Consider the following 19,496-nt stretch of genomic DNA (forward strand, 5'->3'; position numbering starts at 1 on the left):
GGATGATCCTGGACTGGCATGGAAACGGGCACCCTGCGAGCCGGCTTCCTCGGCGAGAGGAAGGAGAAGGGGCCGTTGGTAGGGCGGGCAGGACAGGGCACGGAACAGGGCTGGTTGCTGGTGGTGGCAAGGACGGTGGAGGTGCTCTTTCTTCCGATGACCTTTCTCGTTCCTGCGCGGCTTCCGGCGTTCCTGGAAGGCTTCCGGCAAGATCAACGGCCAACAGCCAGAACACAAGGGGCAGCCGCCTTTCAGGGCACACTGCACGGAGCGCTCGAGATCTGCTGGCGGCGGCACTGGCATTGGCTGTTCCTGAGACTGAAGCTGGTTGCCACCTTCCGCCAGACGTTGACACTAGCACTGGCTAGCAGGCACTTTGTCACGAGAGGGAGGACAGCAGGGGATGCATCCATCTCAGAGTCCAGATCAGTCACGCCCACCACGACGAAGTCTCTTTGATCCTATCTGGCAGCAACAGAGCGCGCAAAATGCTGCGGACCTAACTGCCAATGCCGCCGCTTATGCTGCTCCCCAGCCTGGAGCTGGAGAGGAGGCGGCTGCAGGGAATGCCCTGTCCAGTGGGGGAGAGACTGCCGCTGGCACGGGGGCGCTCGGCTCGCGTCCGGTGCGCAAGCTCGGCCTGCTCAGTGCCGCCCGCCTCCAGGCTGAGACCACCATGCCGGCTGGCCCAGCGGCAGGCGAGACGCAGGTGCCTCAAATGCCTTTCCCGGGCGAGGAACAACCGTTTCAGACCCAGTTGCCTTCGGCCAGTGTCACGTCCCCATCTCCCTTCGGCTCTGCTGCCTTCTCCTCGTCCTCGGCTGGCACAAGCGCTATGGCAGGTACAGGAGCCGAGGCGCCAACAATGGCCCTCAATCAGACGGCTCTCTTCCAAAGCCAGCAGACGACCAATGCCTCCGCCTTTGGTGAAGGTCTACAGGCGACGCTTGCTCAGCAGGGGGCCTATCAGGCACCCTTTGCCGCTAGCCCGGATGCGTCAGAGGTCCAGCTGCCTTTTCCCTCACCGATGCCGACCTCCTTTACGGGTACGGGCTTCTCCCCCAATGTCACACGTGTCCTTACTCCCTTCACTGGCTCACTTCCAGGTGCCACAGGCACCCTTTCCAGAACAACGACCGGCGCCCTGGGACCCTCGCCCTTTGTTGAGGCCGGCGGCAGCAAGAATACTGCGGCCCTGACTGGCGCTCTGCGCCTGGTGCAGATTCCTGTCGCGGGCCAACCGGGACGCTACGTGACCAGTATGCTGCCCGTCCTGACTGAGCCAGGGCAGTCGTCCCCCGCTCAGGACAGTCGGCCCCAGCAGAGGGGGTTCTCTCCACCCTTGCTCTGGAGAGAGAAGAGAAATCTCCTCATCTTGTTAGTCGTTTTGCTGGTCGTGCTCACAGGGTCCGGCTTGCTCATGTTCGCCCGCCTGCACGCGAATCCTGCACCTCAAGCGAGGAAGGGAGCCGTCACCGCTGTGGCCACAACGGGAACAGCAGCGGTCAAAGGGACGCCAACGCCCAGCGTGATCATGGAGGACCCGCTGTCCCAGAATATCCACAACTGGCCTGTTGCCACCAGCGGCTCGCGCCTCTTTGTCTTCAAGAACGGGGCCTATCACATCATTAACAATGACGATAACAATATGGCGGTAGCCATCTTGCCTGACGCCCCTGGGCCATTGCTGAGCACCTCGCTGGCCTATACCTTGACGATGCAAGAGATCAAAGGAGATGACGGCTCGATCAACAACCAGTTTGGTATGATTGTCCGCTACAGCCAGCAATCCAAGGGAGGCAAGGTAACAACTCAGTTTTACGCCTTTGAAGTGCGTAATACCAGCGATGGCGAATATCAGTTCTGGAAGTTTAATAGCTCCGCCGCAGAAGATAGTCGCTGGACAAAGATCTGGTCGAAGAGCTTTGGTAAGGAGTACCACCAGGGGCATGGATCAAAGGCCGTCAATACGATCAAAATCGTGGCTAGCGGCAAGAACTTTACTTTCTACGTGAATGGCAAGAAGGTGGGAACAGCTCAAGATGGCTCGATTCCCTCTGGCTCGCTGGGGCTGCTTGTGAACTTGAAGGGAACGGAGGTGGCTTTCTCCAAGCTGCTCGTGACAACTCCTTGAGCTGATCGTTTTCTAGTAACGGGAACATCGTCGTTTTTCCTTGAGCGAAATCTGCCCACTTGTGGGCCTGTGGCTGGAGGCAGTATTTTGAGAGCGATCTTTGTCTGGCTGACACTGATTATCACGGCATTCCTGTTCTTGCTCAATCTTGGGCTTGTGATTGTCTTTCGCAGGCGAAAGAAGACAGAGGTGCTGTCCTATATCGGGGCTGGTTTGATTGAGCTGGCTGTCTTCTGCGTTGTGCTCCTCTTCCACCTGGGCGTGCTCACCTCTATCCCCTTTCATTTGCCGCCCGGCCTGAGCTTCAATCGCGCAGAGATTGCAGCAGCTCTGGCCCTGGGCATCGGCCTTTTCCCGGCAGCTTATTGGCATCGGGTATCTATGGCCCAGCTGCGTGCTCGTATGGAGCAGGATGCCAAATTGATGAAGATGCGCAGCGATGGCGGCGTGCGGATCAAAACCCCCGAGGAGTGGATGACCTGAGCAGGACGGTGGCTTCAATGCCACCTTGTGCCTGGCCGGCCAATCTTACCTATCTGATCCCCTGCCCTCGGCCCTTGCCTCGCTTGCTCTCGCCAAGGTCGTGAAGAGCATACTCTCTTGCTGTCTGTTCCTGCCTTGCCGCTAAGGTCTCCTCAGGCGTCATTCGTTGCAAGAGAGTTCTCCCTGCAACAGACCACAGGCTTGATCAGCTGCAACTCTGCTTTCTCTCTTTTGCTCATCTTTGCAGTCTCCTTCTCTGTCTGCCTTCTCCATCGTTTTGAAAGTGGCTACCCTGCCTGCGTTTTTCTATAGCGAATCTCTCCGAATAGCAGCTGTCCTTGACAAAGGAGTCCTTTGCGTGCTATAAAATATAGCAATTAGTTATAACTATTGGGGGTAAGAAGGATGTACTCCGATTCTCGGCAGTTTGCCGTAGCCAATCCTTTTGGACAAGGAATAGGAGAAGTACCACAGGAAGCAGCAATTGTCGCGCGTGACCTCGTGCGCGTCTTTGGCCAGAAGGTAGCGGTCAATCATCTCAATCTGGCGGTGAGGCGTGGCGAGTTCTTCGGCTTTCTCGGGCCCAACGGAGCCGGTAAATCGACCACCATCAAAATGATGGTTGGCTTGCTGCGCCCAACGGCGGGTCAGGTCTGGGTGGCTGGTGTCAATGTCTGGCAGAGGCCGCTGCAGGCCCGTCGCCTTATGGGGGTTCTGCCTGAGCAGCTCAACCTCTATGAGCGCTTGAGCGGGCGTGAGTTTCTGACCTTCACCGGTCATATGTATGAGTTGCCGCAAGAGGAGATCCGGCGGCGCTCGTCCGAACTGCTGCGCTTGTTGGCGCTGGAGGACGATGCCGATAAGCTCATCATTGACTACTCGGTTGGCATGCGCAAAAAAATTGCCCTGGCGGCGGCTCTCATCCATAATCCCCAGGTGCTTTTTCTGGACGAGCCATTCGAGGGGATCGACCCAGTCAGCTCACGAGTGATCCGCGATATCCTGCAAGACCTGACCAGAAGAGGGACAACGATCTTCTTTTCTTCCCACATTATGGAACTGGTCGAGCGCCTCTGCTCGCGTGTAGGGATCATCAATCAAGGGGTGCTCGTAGCTGAAGGGACCTTACAGGAGTTGCGTGCGCGAGCGAGTGGCGCCGGCGATATGCCGCGTGATGCCACTCTTGAAGACATTTTCTTGAACGTGATCGGGGTGCGCAACGAGGAGCATAACCTGAGCTGGCTCGAATAAAGAGGAGTCTTGTATGTCATCTCGCCAAATCACGGGTAGCCTGAGCGAATTCAGACTTGATTCGCATAAGATTCGTTGGCTGCTTTGGCTGCGTTGGCGCCTCTTTGTGCGTGGCTTGACACGCAATCCGCAAAGCGCCATTTCATTTGTGGTGACGGCCCTGTTTTTGACCCTGTGTTGCGGCGGCTCGGCCTTTGGTCTGACTATGGCCTATCGCCTGCTGGCTCCGCCAGGCAATGTAGAGCTGCTCTACGTGTCGCTGACTGTGATCACCTGCTTCTGGATTCTCTTGCCTGTCTTCCAATACGGCCAGAATGAGGGCCTGGACATCTCAAAGTTGCTCCAATTTCCTCTGACCCGTGGGGAAATAATGGTCGGCCTCCTCATTGCTCAGCTTATTGACTTGCTGAGCTTGGGGCTGGCGCTCTGTCTCGTCGCCATTATTCTGGGCTTTACACTCTCTCCTGGGCTGTTGCTTGTCAATCTTATGGCCATGCTCATCTTTTTCGGATTTGTGGTAAGCTGCAGCCAGCTGGTGATGGCCCTTCTCTCAGGTCTCCTGCAAAACAGGCGCTTCCGTGACCTGAGTTATATGATTGTTATTCTCGGTTTTGCCCTCTTTTACATTGCTCAGCAGCTCTTGCTGCGTGGCATCTTTGTCCAGAACTTCGCAAAGGGGTTGATGCAGCGTCAATATTCCTCCTACCTGGCATGGTTTCCCCCCGGCTGGATCGCCCGCGCGATCGAGGCTGGCCTGGGTGGCAACTGGCTGGCCAGTCTTGGCTGGTTGCTCCTGGCGCTGTTCCTCACCTTGATCTTGCTCTATCTCTGGCTGCGGATACTGGAGCGGGTAGTCACCCAGCCTGAAGTGGGAGGGGGAGGCCAGGCCGGACGGGCGTCGCGGCGGGTAGCGCCCATTGTTTCTGGCTCTGGCCTGACGCCGCCTGCTGCCGAAGCGGCAGCGATCCCGACGCTTGCGCAGGGCCAAGTCGGAGCCGCCTCCTCCTGGTTCGCGCGTTTCCTCTCTCCTCAGACGCTGGCTCTGGCCGCCAAAGATCTACGCTACTTCCGGCGCGATCCCCAGCTGCTGGGGCAATTGATCATGCCCCTGGTCGTAGCCTGTGTGGCTCTAGTGGCTCCTTTCCTTGGCAGGGATGGCGTTCGCGTCACAGGGGATGACTGGTTCTTTCTCTTCTATCCCCCTTTCATCGTCTTCCTCTACCTGTCTATGCTCTCGATCAACGCCCTGGGGCTGGAGCGCAAGCCGCTGACCGTCCTGCTCCTCTACCCGATCAAGCCAGAGCGTCTCTTCTTTGGCAAAAACCTGGCGGTCCTTTTGCCTGGTCTGGTGATCCTGCTGGCGATGCTGCTGTTTGAATGCATCTTTCTGGGCCTGTGGCATCTCTTGCTACCGTTCCTGGTGTCTGGGCTGGCGAGTATGGGCGTTGTGCTCGGTTGGGGAAACCTGGCCTCTGTCTTCTTCCCTCAGCCAGTAATCCAGAGGCGTGGCATGCTGGTGTCTGGCTCTGCCAGCTACAGTGGAGCTGGCTGTACGCGAGGCTTATTGCAGCTGCTGGTCCTGGCTATTACCGTGATCTCGCTGGCGCCGGTCATTCTGGCCATGATCCTCCCGATCTGGTTCAACGCAACCTGGATCTGGATTATTAGCATCCCTGTCTCGCTGGCCTATGGTCTCGCTTTTTATCTCCTTCTTACGCGTCTGGTGGCCGCTCCGGCGCTCCTGCGTCGAGGACCGGAGATCCTGGAGGCAGTGGTCCGCGATTAGGAAGGAGGAGCTGTTGAGAGGACGAGCCGGGTGAGTGGTAGGGTACGGTTGCTAGCGGCTGGCAGCCGGGCCGTCTCCTGCCCTCTATGCCAGAGGGGAGGGGCGACCCGGTCTTCCGGCTTCCTCTCGACCTTAGCCACTTGGGGGCTCATCCTTCGCCTGCTGTTTCTGTCCCTGTCTCGGGCGCTGACGCAGCCAGAAGAAGAGTATGGGGGCAATGATCACGAGGCCGGTCAGGGTGTAAAGGGCTACGGTAATGAAACGATTGCTTGACTCTGTTGTGGCTGGGGTTGTCCCCAGGGCGGGGGGATAGAGGCCAGTAATGATGAAATGCGGTGAGCCGCCCACATGGAAGACCTTGACGATCTGGCGCGCTGGTACGTCGAGCATGGCCACGTCGCCGTTGGCCAGGGCGACAAAGCCAAACTGGCCATCGCTGGTGATGGCCACCGCCTGGGGGGCAGCGCTGAAGGTGATGCTGTGGTCTGGCTCCGCCGGCGGGGGACTACCTGGGACAATCGGCGCCAGCACAGCGAGCTGTCGGCTCGCCTTGTCTGGCACGTAGATATCGCCCGTGATGGCGTCATAATCCATAGCGCCGAAGTCGCCACCCCGGAAGAGCGTCGGGTAGATTTCGCGCGTCCCCAGGTTGACCGCAATGATGGTGTGCTGGCGTGTGCTGACATAGGCGATGGAGCCGAGCGGAATCGTGATGGAGAGTGGCCCCTGGGGAACGGAGACAGTGGCCAGGCGCTGACCAGAGGAGTTATAGACTGCCAGGGCCTGGCTCTCCGATACCCAGAGCTGGTTACCTGTGCCGCCCGAAATACCGCTCCCGACTACAGCGACTGCCAGACCTGCGACGTTGCTCGCTGCGCGTATCGTTCTCAACAGCCCACAGTTTGCAGGGTTGAGCACACTAATGAGAGAGGCCTCGGGACCAGCAGCATAGAGCAGATTGGCTCCTGGATCAAAAGCCACGAAGGAGGGAGCGCCGGGCACATGGGCCGAACAGATCACCTGTCCCGTGCGAGCCGCAATCATGCTGACTGTGCCGAGCGTGGGCTGAGTCACGTAGAGAAAGCGCCCGTCCAGGCTGAGATAGGCCATGTGGGGATCGCCTGACAGGCGGATCGAGGGCTGGACCTGCTGCTTGACAATGTCGATCACGCCAATACCGTTCCCTCCACCGACGACATAGGCCAGGTTGGGTGCTCCCCCGTCAGCTCTGGCCGTCGGCAGATCTTCTAATGCTAGCAGAGCAACGAGGCTCAGGGCCGCCAGGAGCAACAACGAGAGAGATGTCAAAAAAGCTGATCCTCTTCCGACAAATGACATCCGCATAATGCCTGTTCCTTGCTTGGGCTTGGCCTGATAGGCCAGCAATGGCCAGTGAGCGCTGAGCCATTGCTGGCCCGTGAGCTATCAGGCTCATCAGGTGCTGGCTGGGGTCAGCGACTGCCAGTGCGCTCCATTTCCTTGGCCGCTGAGCACGTAGACCGCCGTTGGGTAGGAGAGCGACAGATAGAGCTGGAACGGATCAGCCGGATCGACTGCCAGCTCACTCAAGTTGCCACGGATCGTCGGCAGGCTGATCCAGCTCTGGCCGTCATCGGTGCTGCGGTAAATGCTGGTAGCAGTTTCGCCGTAGAGAACGTGCGGATTGCTGGGTGCAGCGACCAGAGAAGTCAGGAGAAAGAAGGAGCGTGCGCTCGCGCTGCGGGTAGTGGGCGTAAAGGTGCGGCCTCCGTCGCGCGAGATATACATGCCGGCGTCGCCGCTGGCATAGATTGGCTGGTTGGGGCCGGCAGTAGTAGCATCAAAGATACCGCCTTTAATGCCGGCAATCAAGCGCCAGTGGGCCCCACCGTCGCTACTCAGGGCCATCCCCGCACTGCTGTAGACCAGCAGGCGGCCTGGCGCTCCCGGGACTGGCAGCAGGCCACTGATCACGGAGAAAGGCAACGTCCCGGCCTCGCGGAAATGGCTACCGCTATCGTGGCTGACAAGCAAGCCATGCTCCTGACGCTCCGAGAGATAGATATAGACCTCGTCGGGGCTGTCGTTGCCGGCGGCAGCCAGAAAAATAGTGGTCCGCGTCAGACTGGCATTGCTCACCATCAGGTGCCAGGTCCTGCCCTGGTCCTTGCTCATATAGAGGCCCGGCGTGCCACGAGCGTTGCTCACGCTGGGGTAGGTCAGCACGTAGAGGTGTTGGGGATCAAGAGAGCTGACCGTGAGCGAGTAGGTCATGAGGTTCTCCATGATTTGCCCCTGGCCACCAGCAACCTCCTGCCAATGCTGGCCACCATCTTCCGAGCGGAAGAGGCCATAATGGGTGGCCAGAAGCAGGACGTGAGGCGGGAGAGCAAGCAAGGAATGGACATGGTTGGCGGAGCTTCCAAAACCATTGCCTTCTGTGACGACCGTGGGGGTTGAGGACGCTGAGCCTGAGCCGCTGCCTGGCAGGTTACAGGCCAGCATGCCTGCCAGCAGCAGCATGAGCAGCAAGATAGCCAGCGCCATTGGCCCGACATTCTTCGGCAGGCGCCGCCGTGGGCCGCTCCCGGTGTCTCCTCTCTCTTGCTGGGAGCGGCCCCGATACCATCCAACCAATACAACGGCCATGCTCTTTCGTTTCCTCGCTAGAAAGGAGTAAAGAACTTGATCTGTGCCTCGTGCAGCTTATTGTCCAGTGTCCTGACCTGGACGCGAGCTAACCAGTCGCCGCTCATGGTCAGGTCACCGTGACCGCTAAAGCTGCCGTCGGTGGCTGGCTGGAGGTTCAACACCTCGGTGCCCATATCCATATCGAGCATATTCAGGTAAAGTGTTACCCCGATCTGAGTCGCGGGACGCTGCGTTTGGCGATCGCTCACCTTGACGGTAAAGGTATTGGTGCCGAAGCGGTTCGGCGAGATGGTCAGCGTCACCGTAAAGCGACCGTCGCTGGTCGTAGCGCTGGTCGTCAAAGGCTTCGGGGTGGCGGTAGAGCTGGCCGTGGGAGCCGTTTGATTGAGCGCCGTAGTAGGAGTCAAAGTCCCGGCGAAGATATTCATCAAGCCGACGCAGATCAGCACTCCCACGCCAAGAAGCGGCTCCCAACGTAGCACAGTCGTCAGGCGACCAGTCAGCCTGGTCAGGCGCTTCTCTCGCAGCTTCAGCTGGCGTATCCAGCGCCTCTGTTGAATGGAGGCCTCTGAAGTCTCGGCGGTCTGTTCGGTCTGCTGCGCTATCGGATGCGCCTGGCTCTGCTCCAGGCGTTCGAGGCCGTAGGCATATTTGCCATATTCCTTTTTCAGGCGGGGACGCAGGAGCAGCACATGGAAAGCACTGGTCGCTAACAAGGCGGCCACCAGCACAATCTTGATCAGCAACGCCCGCCCGTAGGCCGTCGTAACCAGTTCCGCAGGGCTGGTCAAATGGACCGAAGCGCTGAAGGGACCGGTGACGGTCAGCAAGACCACGCCGGCGATCGCCCACGGAGAATAGTAGGGCAGCACTGTTGTTAAGGATTGCGCACGCAGTGGAGGGGCCTGCGGCTCTAGCAGAGGTAGATAGCATGTGACAATATAGAACATGCCACCAATCCAGAAAGCCGAGCCAAGCAAGTGCAGCCAGTCAATCAACACTGAAAAGAGAAAGATGTTGCTGCTCACCGCAGCGGCGTGGCTGGAGAGCGTCATAGCTCCGAAGAGAGCCAGGCCGAGCAAGAGATTCAGCCAGGCGCAGGCGCGCTCGAAAGGAGAGGGAAGCCGACGGGCCAGGAGCTGGTAAAGCGCCACTGCCAGAGCGAGCAGGATAACCACCTCGCGCCCCAACCAGAAGGCGCCAAAGCGGCTGCTGGTGACCATACTCAGCAAGAGAGAGGGCGCCAGGGCGCCGCTCCATTGACCGTTGCTCAGAAAGAGGGCCTGGCCGACCAGTACGCCCAGGTTGGCCACCAGAAGCAGCAGCAGAGTGGGTACAGCAAAGCGACGGCTGAAACGTGAAGGCATGGCCTCTACGATGGCCTGCGCCTCGGGGTTGTCGCTGTTCTCGCCAGTGGGCACCGCCTCCAGCACAAAAAAGCGCCACAGCTGGGCGCCGACCCAGAAAATGGCCCCCAACTCGCTCAGGGTCACTGCGACTAAATTGAAAAGGCCGACGGCATCGATTTGTCCCGTATAGAGGCTGCTTGTATTGCCGCCGCCGAGCAGATCCTGGCCGGGAGGGGGAGCGTTCGCGTTCAAATGGGGCACCGTCCCGTTGGGTTCGACGATCGTAAAGAGGAACGAGCCGCGCAGGACATGCCCATCGACGTTGGAGACGCTGCGCCAGACAACCACGTAGACGTCGGGGGGCAGGTTCGCTTTTAAGCCGAGATCAAGCTCACGGTGATCGCTGGACGAAACGTGTGCGTCCCCTTTATCGACACGCTGGCTATGGCTATTGACCACGGCGGCACTGCTCAGGGTCGGATTCAGATCCTCGCTAAACCAGAGGCGAACCTCTGTCGGAGCGGTCCGCAAGAGGGCATCCTGCGACGGATCGGAGCGCAAAAGCACAGCGTGAGCTTCAGCTGTTCCGGGCAAGAACAGGAAGAGGGCCAGAGCCACAAGTACCGCTGCGGTCGTCAGATGCCAGCGGGCCGAGAGGCGCAAATCCTTGCTCATCAGCATTGTCCTGTCCTCGGCTGTATAGGCATGATCATGGGCTTTGCTGGGCCTTTCCTTACTACCTACTCTATGAATACGCAAACATCGCGGAAAAGATCCTGGCGAAGAGAAAGAAAAGAGACCTTCACAACCCCTGGTCAGTTCCCATTGTCCGATGATTACCTCGGAGTGTCAAGAGACAAGGGGTGTTGCTGCGGCGCCGGGACCCGCCCGGAAGCGCCGATCTGCATGAGGGAGGCTCGACGCCTGCGGCTCAGGTAAGCTATAATAATACTGTATGACGGAGAGCACCAGCGATCTTGCAGAACTCGAAGCCCGATTACAGATTACCTTTCACGATCGACGATTGCTGGAGCGCGCGCTGACGCATCATTCTTGCTGTCCTGAGACAGCCATTCGTGACTCGTACGACACACTAGAATTTCTCGGTGATGCGATCATCAGCGCCCACGTCGTGGAGTATATTTATCGCAACTTCCCGGAGGCCTCCGAAGGAGAAATGACCTCGCTCAAGTCGGAGGTAGTCAGCCGGCGGGTGCTCTCGCGCATTGGACGCCAGCTTGGCCTCTTTGATTTCGTGCGGGTTGATACCGCTAGCCTGCGCACCTTCAATGAACGCTCGCGAGATTCCCTGTGCACCGATGTGCTGGAGGCGCTGGTCGGGGCCATTCACATCGATCAGGGGCCGGAAATCGCCCGTGAGTTCGTAGCCCGTTGGATTCTACCAGTGGTCAAAGATGTGCACAGGCAGCTCTTCAATAGCAATCCCAAAGGGCGCCTGCAAAATATCGTTCTCCAGCGCTCCGGCTGCCTTCCCCGCTATCGTGTCCTGGAGGAGGGCGGCAGTCGTAATGACCGCACCTTCACCGTCGGGGTCTTCGAGCATGACCTGTTACTCGGTGTTGGCACTGCTTCCAGCATCAAGGAAGCGGGGCGTCTGGCAGCGCTCGATGCCCTTCGTGCGCTCCAGCAAGAGAGGCCTCCCGAGACCCCGGCCTGAAGCAGGCATTGCCCCACGCTTGCGACACCGCGCTCATTGACCGGGGCTGGCTGCCTCGCTCAGCCAGGCAAGCTATGTAGAAGCGGTAGCTTGCAGGGACTGGCGGCCCGATGTAGAATGGTAGTGCTCAATTGGTGATAGGTGAGTAGCATACCTGGGGCCTGGTCCTGAGCGGCCTCCGCTACGGCGCGGGGGCTTGCTCCTCGGTCTGGATGGCCACAGGCGGAGCGCGAGCAGCCTGAGCTGCTACCTCTGCTGCTCTGCGGCCCGACGGCCTGGCCGTAGCGGGGACAGGTGCAGGTCTCAGCGAGGTTGGACAAAGGAGTCACCTTTATGGCTACAACTCGTCCCATTCGCGTGTTGGTTGCCAAACCAGGACTGGATGGGCATGACCGTGGCGCGAAAGTCATCGCCCGTGCCCTGCGCGACGCAGGCATGGAGGTTATCTATACGGGCATTCGGCAAACACCAGAGATGATTGTGGAAGCTGCCATTCAGGAAGATGTCGATGCCATTCTTTTGAGCATCCTCTCCGGCGCCCACATGGCCCTCTTCCCCCGCATTATGGAGCTACTGAAGCAGAACGGTGTCACCGATGTCCTCGTGGCCGCTGGGGGCATCTTGCCCGACGAGGACATCCCCGCGATCAAAGCAATGGGAATCAAGGGGTGTTTTGGGCCTGGAACCCCCATTGAGCAAATCATTCAGTTCGTACGTGAGAATATCCATCCTGAGCGTCTCCAGGTAGAGGTGTAGGTGCGGCTTGCAAAACCAGCATCGGAATCTGATCGAACGTCTTCTGAGCGGCGACCGGCGGGCGCTGGCTCGTATGGTGACCCTCATCGAAAATGAGGTGCCTGGTACGCGCGATTCTCTGGCTGAGCTGCATCGACACGCCGGGCGCGCTCACATTATTGGCATCACGGGGGCACCAGGGGTAGGCAAGAGTACCCTGGTGACGCAGCTCACGCGAGAATTCCGTCGTCGCGAGCGGCGCGTTGCTGTCATCGCCGTTGATCCCACCAGTCCTTTCTCTGGTGGCGCTTTGCTTGGCGACCGGATTCGTATGATGGAGCTGGCGGGTGATCCGGGCGTCTTCATTCGCAGCATGGCCAGTCGCGGAAGCCTGGGCGGCCTCTCTGCCGCAACGCGCGACGTGGTACGCGCGATGGACGCCGCCGGTTACGACCCGATTCTCATTGAGACCGTCGGCACTGGACAGGCCGAGGTTGAAATCATGCGCGCCGCCCATAGCGTCATGGTAGTTTGCGCTCCTGGCCTCGGCGATGAGGTCCAGGCCCTCAAGGCCGGTATTTTGGAGATTGCCGACCTCTTTGTCGTCAGCAAGAAAGATAAGCCGGGTGCCAACCAGACTGCCGCCGAACTGGCCATGCTCTTGAGTCTGGCCCCCGAGCGGCGCACGGCGGCCTGGCGCATTCCAATCGTCCTGACCAGTGCCCTCAAAGGCGAAGGGATTGATCAGCTGGTAGATGCTCTGGAGCGTCATCGCCACTTTCTGCAGGAGAGCGGCCTGCTCCAGCAGCGCGCCCAGCGTCAGATCCGTAGCGAAATCGAAGCGCTGATCCTACAAAAGGTGCTCCAGCATCTTGGAGAAGAAATCAGCCCTGATGAATGGCAGCGCCTGCTGAGCGAGATCAGCGAGCGAGCACGTGATCCCTATAGTGTTGCGCGCGAGCTAGAGGAGCGCCTTGGCCTGGTGCGCTGAGCGCTGCAGCAGGCGGATGGTCAGGTCACCGTGGCGGGGAAGGAAGAGGCAGGGGCCTCAGATGGGAGAAGCAGCAAGGAAAAAGAGAGGAGAAGAGCAGGCATGATTGTAATCGATCTACGCGGACGCGATCTTGTCTTGCTGCCTCCTGCCAACTGGAGTGCCTTGTCGATGGAGGAGCTGCGGGAGCGCCTCTTTGGGTCGCACCTGCCGGAGCGGGTTGCGGCACAGCTCGGGCGTGATCGTCGTCATGGCTTCTTGCGCACGCTTCCTATCCATTTCACTGCCATCAAGCAAGCTTTAAGTCAGCAGGGAACCCCTTTTCAGGTCGTTTTCGACGAGCGTCCGGCTCTACCCTTTGTCTCAGTTCCGGCGGTAGAAGCGCGACCCTATCAGCAAGAGGCTCTGGAGTGCTGGCTGGCGGCCCAGGGAGCGGGCGTTGTCGTCCTGCCGACCGGTGCCGGTAAAACGGTCGTAGCGGCTCTGGCCTTGCATACCCTGCAGCTGTGGACGCTCGTCGTGGTCCCCACCATTGACCTGCTGCAACAGTGGCGACTGGCCCTGGCCTCCATGCTGCAACTGGCGCCGGAGCAGATCGGGCTTTTTGGGGGCGGTGACAAGGACCTGCAACCGATCACCGTCATCACCTATGACTCCGCGGCTCTCTATCCCCTGGAGCTGCGGCGCTTCGGATTACTCGTCTTCGACGAGTGCCACCATCTGCCAGCGCCGACTTATCGTCAGATCGCGCTCAGCGCTTTTACACCGCACCGTCTTGGCCTCAGTGCCACCCCCGAACGCAGCGACATGGCTCACCTGGAGCTGGAGGAACTCATCGGCCCCGAGGTCTACCGACGCGGTCCGGCAGAGCTAACCGAGGGTCGCTATCTGGCCCAATATCGGGAGATCCGTATCGAGGTAATGCTCCCTCCCGAAGACCAGCAGCGCTATGACGAGCAGCGAGCGATCTATCGCTCCTTCCTGCGCCGTCGCAGAATTGCCATCCGCTCACCGGAGGATTTCCAGCAGAAGCTGATCTTTCTCAGTGCGCGCGACAAAGAAGCCCGGGCGGCCATGCGCGCCTGGCGGGAAGCGCGTCACATCGCCCTCAACGCCGCCGCGAAATATGAGCAAATCGAGCAATTGCTCAAGCGCCACGCCTGTGACCAGGTCATTCTCTTCTCCGAATACAACCAGGTTGTTGAAGAGATCAGCCGACGTTTCTGTCTGCCCAGCGTCACCTACAAGACTGCCGCCGAGGAGCGTCAGCTCGTTCTGGAACGCTTCCGCCGAGGGCAATACACCAAGCTCGTGACTGGGCGCGTCCTCAATGAGGGAGTGGACCTTCCTGACTGCCGTGTTGCCATCATTGTCAGTGGGAACAGCACCAGACGCGAATATATCCAGCGCCTGGGGCGCGTTCTGCGCCCCAAAGAAGGGCAGGCCATCCTCTATGAGCTGGTCACCAGCGGCACGACCGAAGAGGAAATTGCCCGCCGGCGGCGTCAGTCATCCTAGTGCCGAGGATCAGCCTCTCTGACCTCTCTTTCGCCTCGGGCGCCGTTAGCAGGGCGCTCCCGGCCTGGAGAGAGAGAACGGCTGGCCTGCCCTCCACCGATTGGGATTGAGTTTAGACCTTTTGCAGCGGGACGGCGGCCAGATACTGGCACTCGACGTAGGCTTGATACATCCCTGCCGAACCCTGATCCAGAGTAGGCTGATCGTTGGGCGGAATCACCCGTCCCGTATAGGAATCGGCGGCGGCCTTCTTCAGCTGCAGCGCCAGGTCAAGGGCGCTTTGACTTCCCATTTGCTGCAAAGGTGTCTGAGCGAGCTTAGCACTGTAAGTACGCATATTGGCCACCCACTGGCGCAGATCGCTCAAAGCATTATTGATATGCTGGATATGCTGCAGCATTGTGCTATTCTGACCAGCGATCTCCTGCAGGTGGCTGATCTCGCTGGTCATCATATCCAGGTAACCCTGAGTAGAAGGCGAAGAAATGAGGCCGATCGGAACCTGGAGCAGCGTGGGCTGATCAGCAGGAAGATCGCCGCTACTGCGAGCGTAATCGCTGCCGTCGATCATAGTAATAATGCGATTAGCCTGACGCCAGGCCAGGCCGTAGTCGTGGGGACCTTGCAAATCATCGACGATGCTGCCGGCCTTCTCATTGATGGACTTGATCGTCTCGAACATTGCCACAGCGATGCCCACCTTCTCGGGCAGGCCCGGGGCCATATAGAGCAAGTGCTGCAGGTAGGGGAGGGCGGCGCTATTCAGATTGCCGGCGTAAAGCCTGGACCCACTGGGGGCCTGGGGCTGTTGCTGGCCATCCTCCAGGGTGATGAAGAAGCCCACAGCCTGCGAAAGCAGGTTCGTATGCTGGGCATCGCCTGGGTAGACGAGGCTTGCCTTGCCGTTACTGAGGGTTAGCTTGCCAAGGGGAACGATGCGGGTGCCGCTGGCCTGCATCCAGGCGTAGTAAGCCTGGTTGGCCGCTGGCGTGGGCAAGCCAGAGAGATCGATACGGAGCACATCGGCGTGTCCCAGCGCGTCGTCCTGGAAGAAGACATAACCGGGAACGCTCGGCGTCGCCGCTGGCTGGCTGCTCGGCTGATTTTGACGGGGCCAGAGGCTGGCGACACTGGCACCCAAAATAATGATACAGAGAACAACCCCACTGATAATAGCGTAGCTAAGAGGAAACTCCTTCCCGCGTCCGCGGGCTGGGACAGCAGGCAGTACCGCCGTGGTCGCGGGAGGCAATGCCGGCGCCGGAGGTGCGGGTGGGAGAGGCTGAGGCAAGCGAGCGGGAACAGGGGCCGGCAAAGGCGTACTGGGACTGGGGGCCACGCCGCTCGCTGGGGTAACCACCGGAATGCGCCGTGTCGTCTGGGCGGTGGCGGCGGGCAGCGGACCAGAGAGAGTGCTGGGGGTCTCCTCGGGACCGTGACCATCGCGGAGCAACTCCTCACCCAGCGAAAGCTGACCCGTGGGGAGGGCCGCACAGGCTTCAGCGACCGCCTCAGCCAGCGCTGAAGCACTGCGGAAGCGCGTTGCCGGGTCCTTAGCGATCGCTCGCAGAATCACCTCTGAAAGCCCTGGCGGAATGCTCGCATTAATCAAGATCGGCGGAGTCGGCAGCACATTAATATGTTGCATCATCAGCGCGACGGCACTCTCGCTGCGGAAAGGCTGCACCCCGGTGCACAGCTCGTACAGGATGACGCCGAGCGAGTAAATATCGCTGCGCTCAGTGGGGGGCTGACCACGAGCCTGCTCGGGCGAGATATAGAGAGCGCTCTGCAAGCTGCTCGCCCCTTTGAATAGCGTAGCGAGGCCGAAATCTGTAATGCGCGGCTCGCCAATCTTGCTATGCAAAGCATGGCGCTGATCCAACAGAATATTGGAGGGTTTCAAACCGCCATGAATAACACCCTGCTGGTGAGCGTGATCAAGAGCGGCCCCAAGCGCTTTGAAAAGATAAACAAGGGCAGAAATAGGAGGAAAAAAGCCCTTGCGCAGGGTATGCTGAATATAATCGGCCAGCGTCTCCCCTTCGACATACTCCAGGGCCATACAGGCCGTTGTACTGTTGGTCTCCGGCACACGGAGCACCTCGAAGCCGAGCAGCGACACAATATTGGGGTGATGCAGGGCGCTCAGCATCTGGCCAGCTTGCTGGAAGCGCGCCAGGAAGTTGGGATCAGCCTGCAGATCGCTGTGGAACAGCTTGAGCGCTACCACCTGGTTGCGCTCAAGGTCGTAGGCCATCCAGACCTCGCCCAAGCTGCCACTGCCCAGTTGCTGCTGTAATCCATATCTGCCAATGCGGCGCGGGATGGTGCTCATAGCAACCCCCCTCTGTTCAGGATGGTGGTTGTCCTACAGTGTGTATGCTCTCTCCCTTACACAGAACACGGTGACAAGCGCCCATTTTGTGAGGACAGCGCTGCGCTGCTTCCTTGCCCAACCGGAGCGCCCGAGGGCGAGAGTTGCCGCCAGCCAGCCCTATGCCCATCCATCGCCTTCCCGTCAGTACTATACCAGATGCGGGACAACCATGCAATGAGATCATACCAATGTCTCTGGGTCAGCTTCTTTACAACCTTCACGACAAAATTCTTTTGTGTAAGAATAATGTTATCGATCATAATGATATTTTATTGCCCCCTGCTCTGCAAAACCCCCGATGTCCGTCATACCCTCATCAGATGGGAGAAAGGTCCCGCAACTGGCGCGGCTGCAGCTCAGCTCACTCGCCGGGTGAGGGCGAGGAGGTCACTGCTAGGCAGTGCCGCTTGTTTGCGATATAATGCCTCTGTCCGTTAGAGAACGACGGGGGCGAGAAGTCAGGGAGATCGTGTGTGCGTCTCAGTCTACAAGATGTCAAGAAGCAGGTCTATCGTCGTGGTGGCGAGCGTTATCTAGCGCTGCACTGGCTACAGCCGGGAGAGCTGCGCGCCGAGATCGCGCGTCTCCTTGCTTACTATGAAGGGCTGCGTGGGCAGCCGCGGCGTGCCTTTTCTCTGGATGAAGCCCGGGCCTGTATTGGTGACTACCGTCTTGCCGATGGCCTGATTGCCGTTCTTGGGGCCTGGTACACCTGGCAACAGCCGGCCTGGGCTGACGAGCTGAGCCGTCTTGCTGCCGGCGAGCCAGCGCTCGTGGCTCTCCAGCAAGCGGGAATCTCCTCCTCCATTCAGCTCCGTCTCGCACTCTTCGACTACGTCAACAGCAGCTACGATGGTTTTCTAGCTGGCAGCGAGCGCTTAGCGGCTCTCACGGCCTTTGCGGCGCGATTCTCTCTCTCGCTCCCCGAGCTAGAGCGACTGCTCGCTCTTGACAATGAAGACGAAGCCTGCCTGGTGCGGATAAGCGAAAGCCTTCCCCCGCCTGCGCTGATCATTGCCCATTACAACCAGGCTCTCTTTGAGGCCGCTCTCAACAGCGCGGCTCAGGTGACCTTTCTCCTCGATTCTCAGGCGCTGCGTGCTGCCGAGCCGGTCGGTCTGGGAGCGATCATCAAGCGTTTCTGCTATCTGGCGCGCCGTCTTGGCGTCTATTATGATCTGGACTACGCCGATGAGTTGGAGAGCGATCCTCTGCCGTTCTCCGAGAGGAGCCAATCCCCGCGTCTGCGCCTGACCTGTTATGGACCCCAAGAAATGACTGGCCTCCCTCAGCAGTATGGGCAGCGGCTGGCGCGTCTCTGTCGCTTGCTCCTGGAGTACGCTCCTTCTGCTGGATCGGGAGATACAGGCAGCCGACAGCGAGGGCGCGGCAGCGGCAGCGGCAGCGGCCAACGGCTGCGTAGGGCCATCGTGGCAGCCGAGGCCCAGGTCTATCTGGGGGAACGGGCCTATCTCCTGCCCCTGGACCCTGCACTGCTCTCCCTGCTCACCTTGCCGGGAGAGGAAGAGACGGGACGGTCAGCGAAAGGGGACGAAGCTCTCTTTGATAGCGAGCTGGAAAGCGCCTTTGCCGCTGCCTTTCAGGCACTCGAACGCAGCCCTGGTCAGGGACTGGAGGGCTGGTATCTGGAGCGCGAACCTGAGCCAATCCTGCTGCGAGAGGGCATCTTCATCCCCGATTTCGCCCTTTCACGAGGGCAGCAACGCCTCTATCTCGAGATCCTGGGTTTCTGGACACCCGCCTATCGAGAACGTAAAATACAGAAATTGCAGCAATTGCGAGGGCGTAACGATATTATTCTTCTCGTACCTCGCGAGGCGCGGACAGCCTTCGCTGCCCTGGAAGGGGCCTTTCCCATCGTGGCCTATGATGGCCAGGTGGCCCTGAGCGATCTCCTGCATCTGCTCCGCAGCCGTTACGATGACTTCTCCAGGCGCCTGGCCCTCCTTGACCGCGAGGCGATCCGGCAGCAGATTCGCCAGGAGAACTTCATTGCTGAGCGTGACTGCTATACGTTGCTGCACTGCTACCGGAGGACCGAACTGGAGCAGGCAGCAGCGGCCTTGAGTGATCAGAGCATTCGCTTTCTTCCCGGCGTCGGTCTCTATACGCGAGTGTGGTTTGAACGCTTTGCCGTCTCATTCGTAAAGTGGATAGAAGAACGTGGCACAGCGGCCTGGAGCGCTGTAGTGGCTGAGCTACGCCGGCAATGGCCATGCCTGACAAGCTGTGATGATGCAGCTCTGGAAGCCCTGCTTGAGCAGCTCGAAGGAGTGAGCATTGAGCACAATTCCATCTTTGAGACGCAGATCACCTATAGCGGTATGGGGAGCACAACCACGACCGAAACCAGCAGCACGGGGAGGGAATCGCCATCGGTCGCCGTTGTGACAAGGGGACGGCCCGTGCGAGAAGGCAAGCCGCGTCCTGGCTCCGGAAGCCGGGGCGAGCAAGAGCGCCGCTCGCGCGCTTGCACCTCTCAAGACATCGCGCAGCCTGATCTCTGGGCCTGAGCAGGGCACAGCAGCGCCACCATCTC

General features: G+C 59.6%; 13 protein-coding genes. 9 read left to right on the forward strand and 4 right to left on the reverse strand.

The window, feature by feature from the left end; translation table 11 throughout:
- Positions 1–403: 403 nt before the first annotated feature.
- The 4 genes from N688_RS01870 (at position 404) to N688_RS01885 (ending at position 5,654) form a co-directional block, all read left to right on the forward strand.
- Complete coding sequence (locus N688_RS01870) at positions 404–2,134, forward strand: hypothetical protein (protein ID WP_052887701.1); 1,731 nt, start codon at positions 404–406, stop codon at positions 2,132–2,134.
- Between the two features lie 87 nt (positions 2,135–2,221).
- Positions 2,222–2,617, forward strand: coding sequence for a hypothetical protein (locus N688_RS01875; RefSeq protein WP_052887702.1), 396 nt, complete (start codon positions 2,222–2,224; stop codon positions 2,615–2,617).
- Positions 2,618–3,022: 405 nt separating this feature from the next.
- Positions 3,023–3,868: an ABC transporter ATP-binding protein gene (locus N688_RS01880; RefSeq protein WP_081838406.1), complete on the forward strand. Its 846-nt coding sequence runs from the start codon at positions 3,023–3,025 to the stop codon at positions 3,866–3,868.
- 13 nt (positions 3,869–3,881) lie between these two features.
- Entirely contained in the window at positions 3,882–5,654 is a 1,773-nt protein-coding gene (locus N688_RS01885; RefSeq protein WP_052887703.1) for a cation-translocating P-type ATPase, read from the forward strand.
- 132 nt (positions 5,655–5,786) lie between these two features.
- On the opposite strand, the gene N688_RS01890 is transcribed toward N688_RS01885, so the two are convergent.
- The 3 genes from N688_RS01890 to N688_RS01900 form a co-directional block, all read right to left on the reverse strand.
- Positions 5,787–6,998 carry a YncE family protein gene (locus N688_RS01890; RefSeq protein WP_156025246.1) on the reverse strand — a complete coding sequence of 404 codons (1,212 nt, stop codon included), beginning with the start codon at positions 6,996–6,998 and terminating at the stop codon, positions 5,787–5,789.
- Between the two features lie 90 nt (positions 6,999–7,088).
- Complete coding sequence (locus tag N688_RS01895) at positions 7,089–8,282, reverse strand: WD40/YVTN/BNR-like repeat-containing protein (protein ID WP_156025247.1); 1,194 nt, start codon at positions 8,280–8,282, stop codon at positions 7,089–7,091.
- A gap of 17 nt (positions 8,283–8,299) precedes the next feature.
- Complete coding sequence (locus N688_RS01900) at positions 8,300–10,309, reverse strand: copper resistance CopC/CopD family protein (RefSeq protein ID WP_162179470.1); 2,010 nt, start codon at positions 10,307–10,309, stop codon at positions 8,300–8,302.
- Positions 10,310–10,589: 280 nt separating this feature from the next.
- Here N688_RS01900 and rnc point away from each other — a divergent pair, with 280 nt between their 5' ends.
- The 4 genes from rnc (at position 10,590) to N688_RS01920 (ending at position 14,556) form a co-directional block, all read left to right on the forward strand.
- A complete protein-coding gene (rnc, locus tag N688_RS01905) occupies positions 10,590–11,312 on the forward strand; it encodes a ribonuclease III (RefSeq protein ID WP_052887707.1) in 723 nt (240 codons plus the stop codon).
- Between the two features lie 333 nt (positions 11,313–11,645).
- Complete coding sequence (locus N688_RS01910) at positions 11,646–12,068, forward strand: cobalamin B12-binding domain-containing protein (RefSeq protein ID WP_052887708.1); 423 nt, start codon at positions 11,646–11,648, stop codon at positions 12,066–12,068.
- 7 nt (positions 12,069–12,075) lie between these two features.
- On the forward strand, positions 12,076–13,038 hold the full coding sequence (gene meaB / locus N688_RS01915; protein ID WP_202901818.1) for a methylmalonyl Co-A mutase-associated GTPase MeaB: 963 nt from the start codon (positions 12,076–12,078) through the stop codon (positions 13,036–13,038).
- A gap of 102 nt (positions 13,039–13,140) precedes the next feature.
- Positions 13,141–14,556 (forward strand): DEAD/DEAH box helicase, encoded by a 1,416-nt coding sequence (locus tag N688_RS01920; protein WP_052887709.1) that lies wholly within the window; start codon positions 13,141–13,143, stop codon positions 14,554–14,556.
- Positions 14,557–14,668: 112 nt separating this feature from the next.
- Here N688_RS01920 and N688_RS01925 read toward each other — a convergent pair whose 3' ends face one another.
- Entirely contained in the window at positions 14,669–16,894 is a 2,226-nt protein-coding gene (locus N688_RS01925; RefSeq protein WP_052887710.1) for a serine/threonine-protein kinase, read from the reverse strand.
- 515 nt (positions 16,895–17,409) lie between these two features.
- Here N688_RS01925 and N688_RS01930 point away from each other — a divergent pair.
- Complete coding sequence (locus N688_RS01930; protein ID WP_052887711.1) at positions 17,410–19,470, forward strand: DUF790 family protein; 2,061 nt, start codon at positions 17,410–17,412, stop codon at positions 19,468–19,470.
- Positions 19,471–19,496: the final 26 nt, after the last annotated feature.

It is taken from the genome of Thermogemmatispora carboxidivorans (assembly GCF_000702505.1).
In the GTDB taxonomy this organism is placed as follows: domain Bacteria; phylum Chloroflexota; class Ktedonobacteria; order Ktedonobacterales; family Ktedonobacteraceae; genus Thermogemmatispora; species Thermogemmatispora carboxidivorans.

Excerpts from the sequence above, each read along its gene's own strand:
- rnc (WP_052887707.1), top strand. The coding sequence starts at position 10,590 with ATGACGGAGAGCACCAGCGATCTTGCAGAACTCGAAGCCCGATTACAG.
- N688_RS01925 (WP_052887710.1), bottom strand. The coding sequence starts at position 16,894 with ATGAGCACCATCCCGCGCCGCATTGGCAGATATGGATTACAGCAGCAA.
- N688_RS01890 (WP_156025246.1), bottom strand. The coding sequence starts at position 6,998 with ATGCGGATGTCATTTGTCGGAAGAGGATCAGCTTTTTTGACATCTCTC.
- N688_RS01900 (WP_162179470.1), bottom strand. The coding sequence starts at position 10,309 with ATGAGCAAGGATTTGCGCCTCTCGGCCCGCTGGCATCTGACGACCGCA.
- N688_RS01895 (WP_156025247.1), bottom strand. The coding sequence starts at position 8,282 with ATGGCCGTTGTATTGGTTGGATGGTATCGGGGCCGCTCCCAGCAAGAG.
- N688_RS01920 (WP_052887709.1), top strand. The coding sequence starts at position 13,141 with ATGATTGTAATCGATCTACGCGGACGCGATCTTGTCTTGCTGCCTCCT.
- N688_RS01870 (WP_052887701.1), top strand. The coding sequence starts at position 404 with ATGCATCCATCTCAGAGTCCAGATCAGTCACGCCCACCACGACGAAGT.
- N688_RS01910 (WP_052887708.1), top strand. The coding sequence starts at position 11,646 with ATGGCTACAACTCGTCCCATTCGCGTGTTGGTTGCCAAACCAGGACTG.
- N688_RS01885 (WP_052887703.1), top strand. The coding sequence starts at position 3,882 with ATGTCATCTCGCCAAATCACGGGTAGCCTGAGCGAATTCAGACTTGAT.
- N688_RS01880 (WP_081838406.1), top strand. The coding sequence starts at position 3,023 with ATGTACTCCGATTCTCGGCAGTTTGCCGTAGCCAATCCTTTTGGACAA.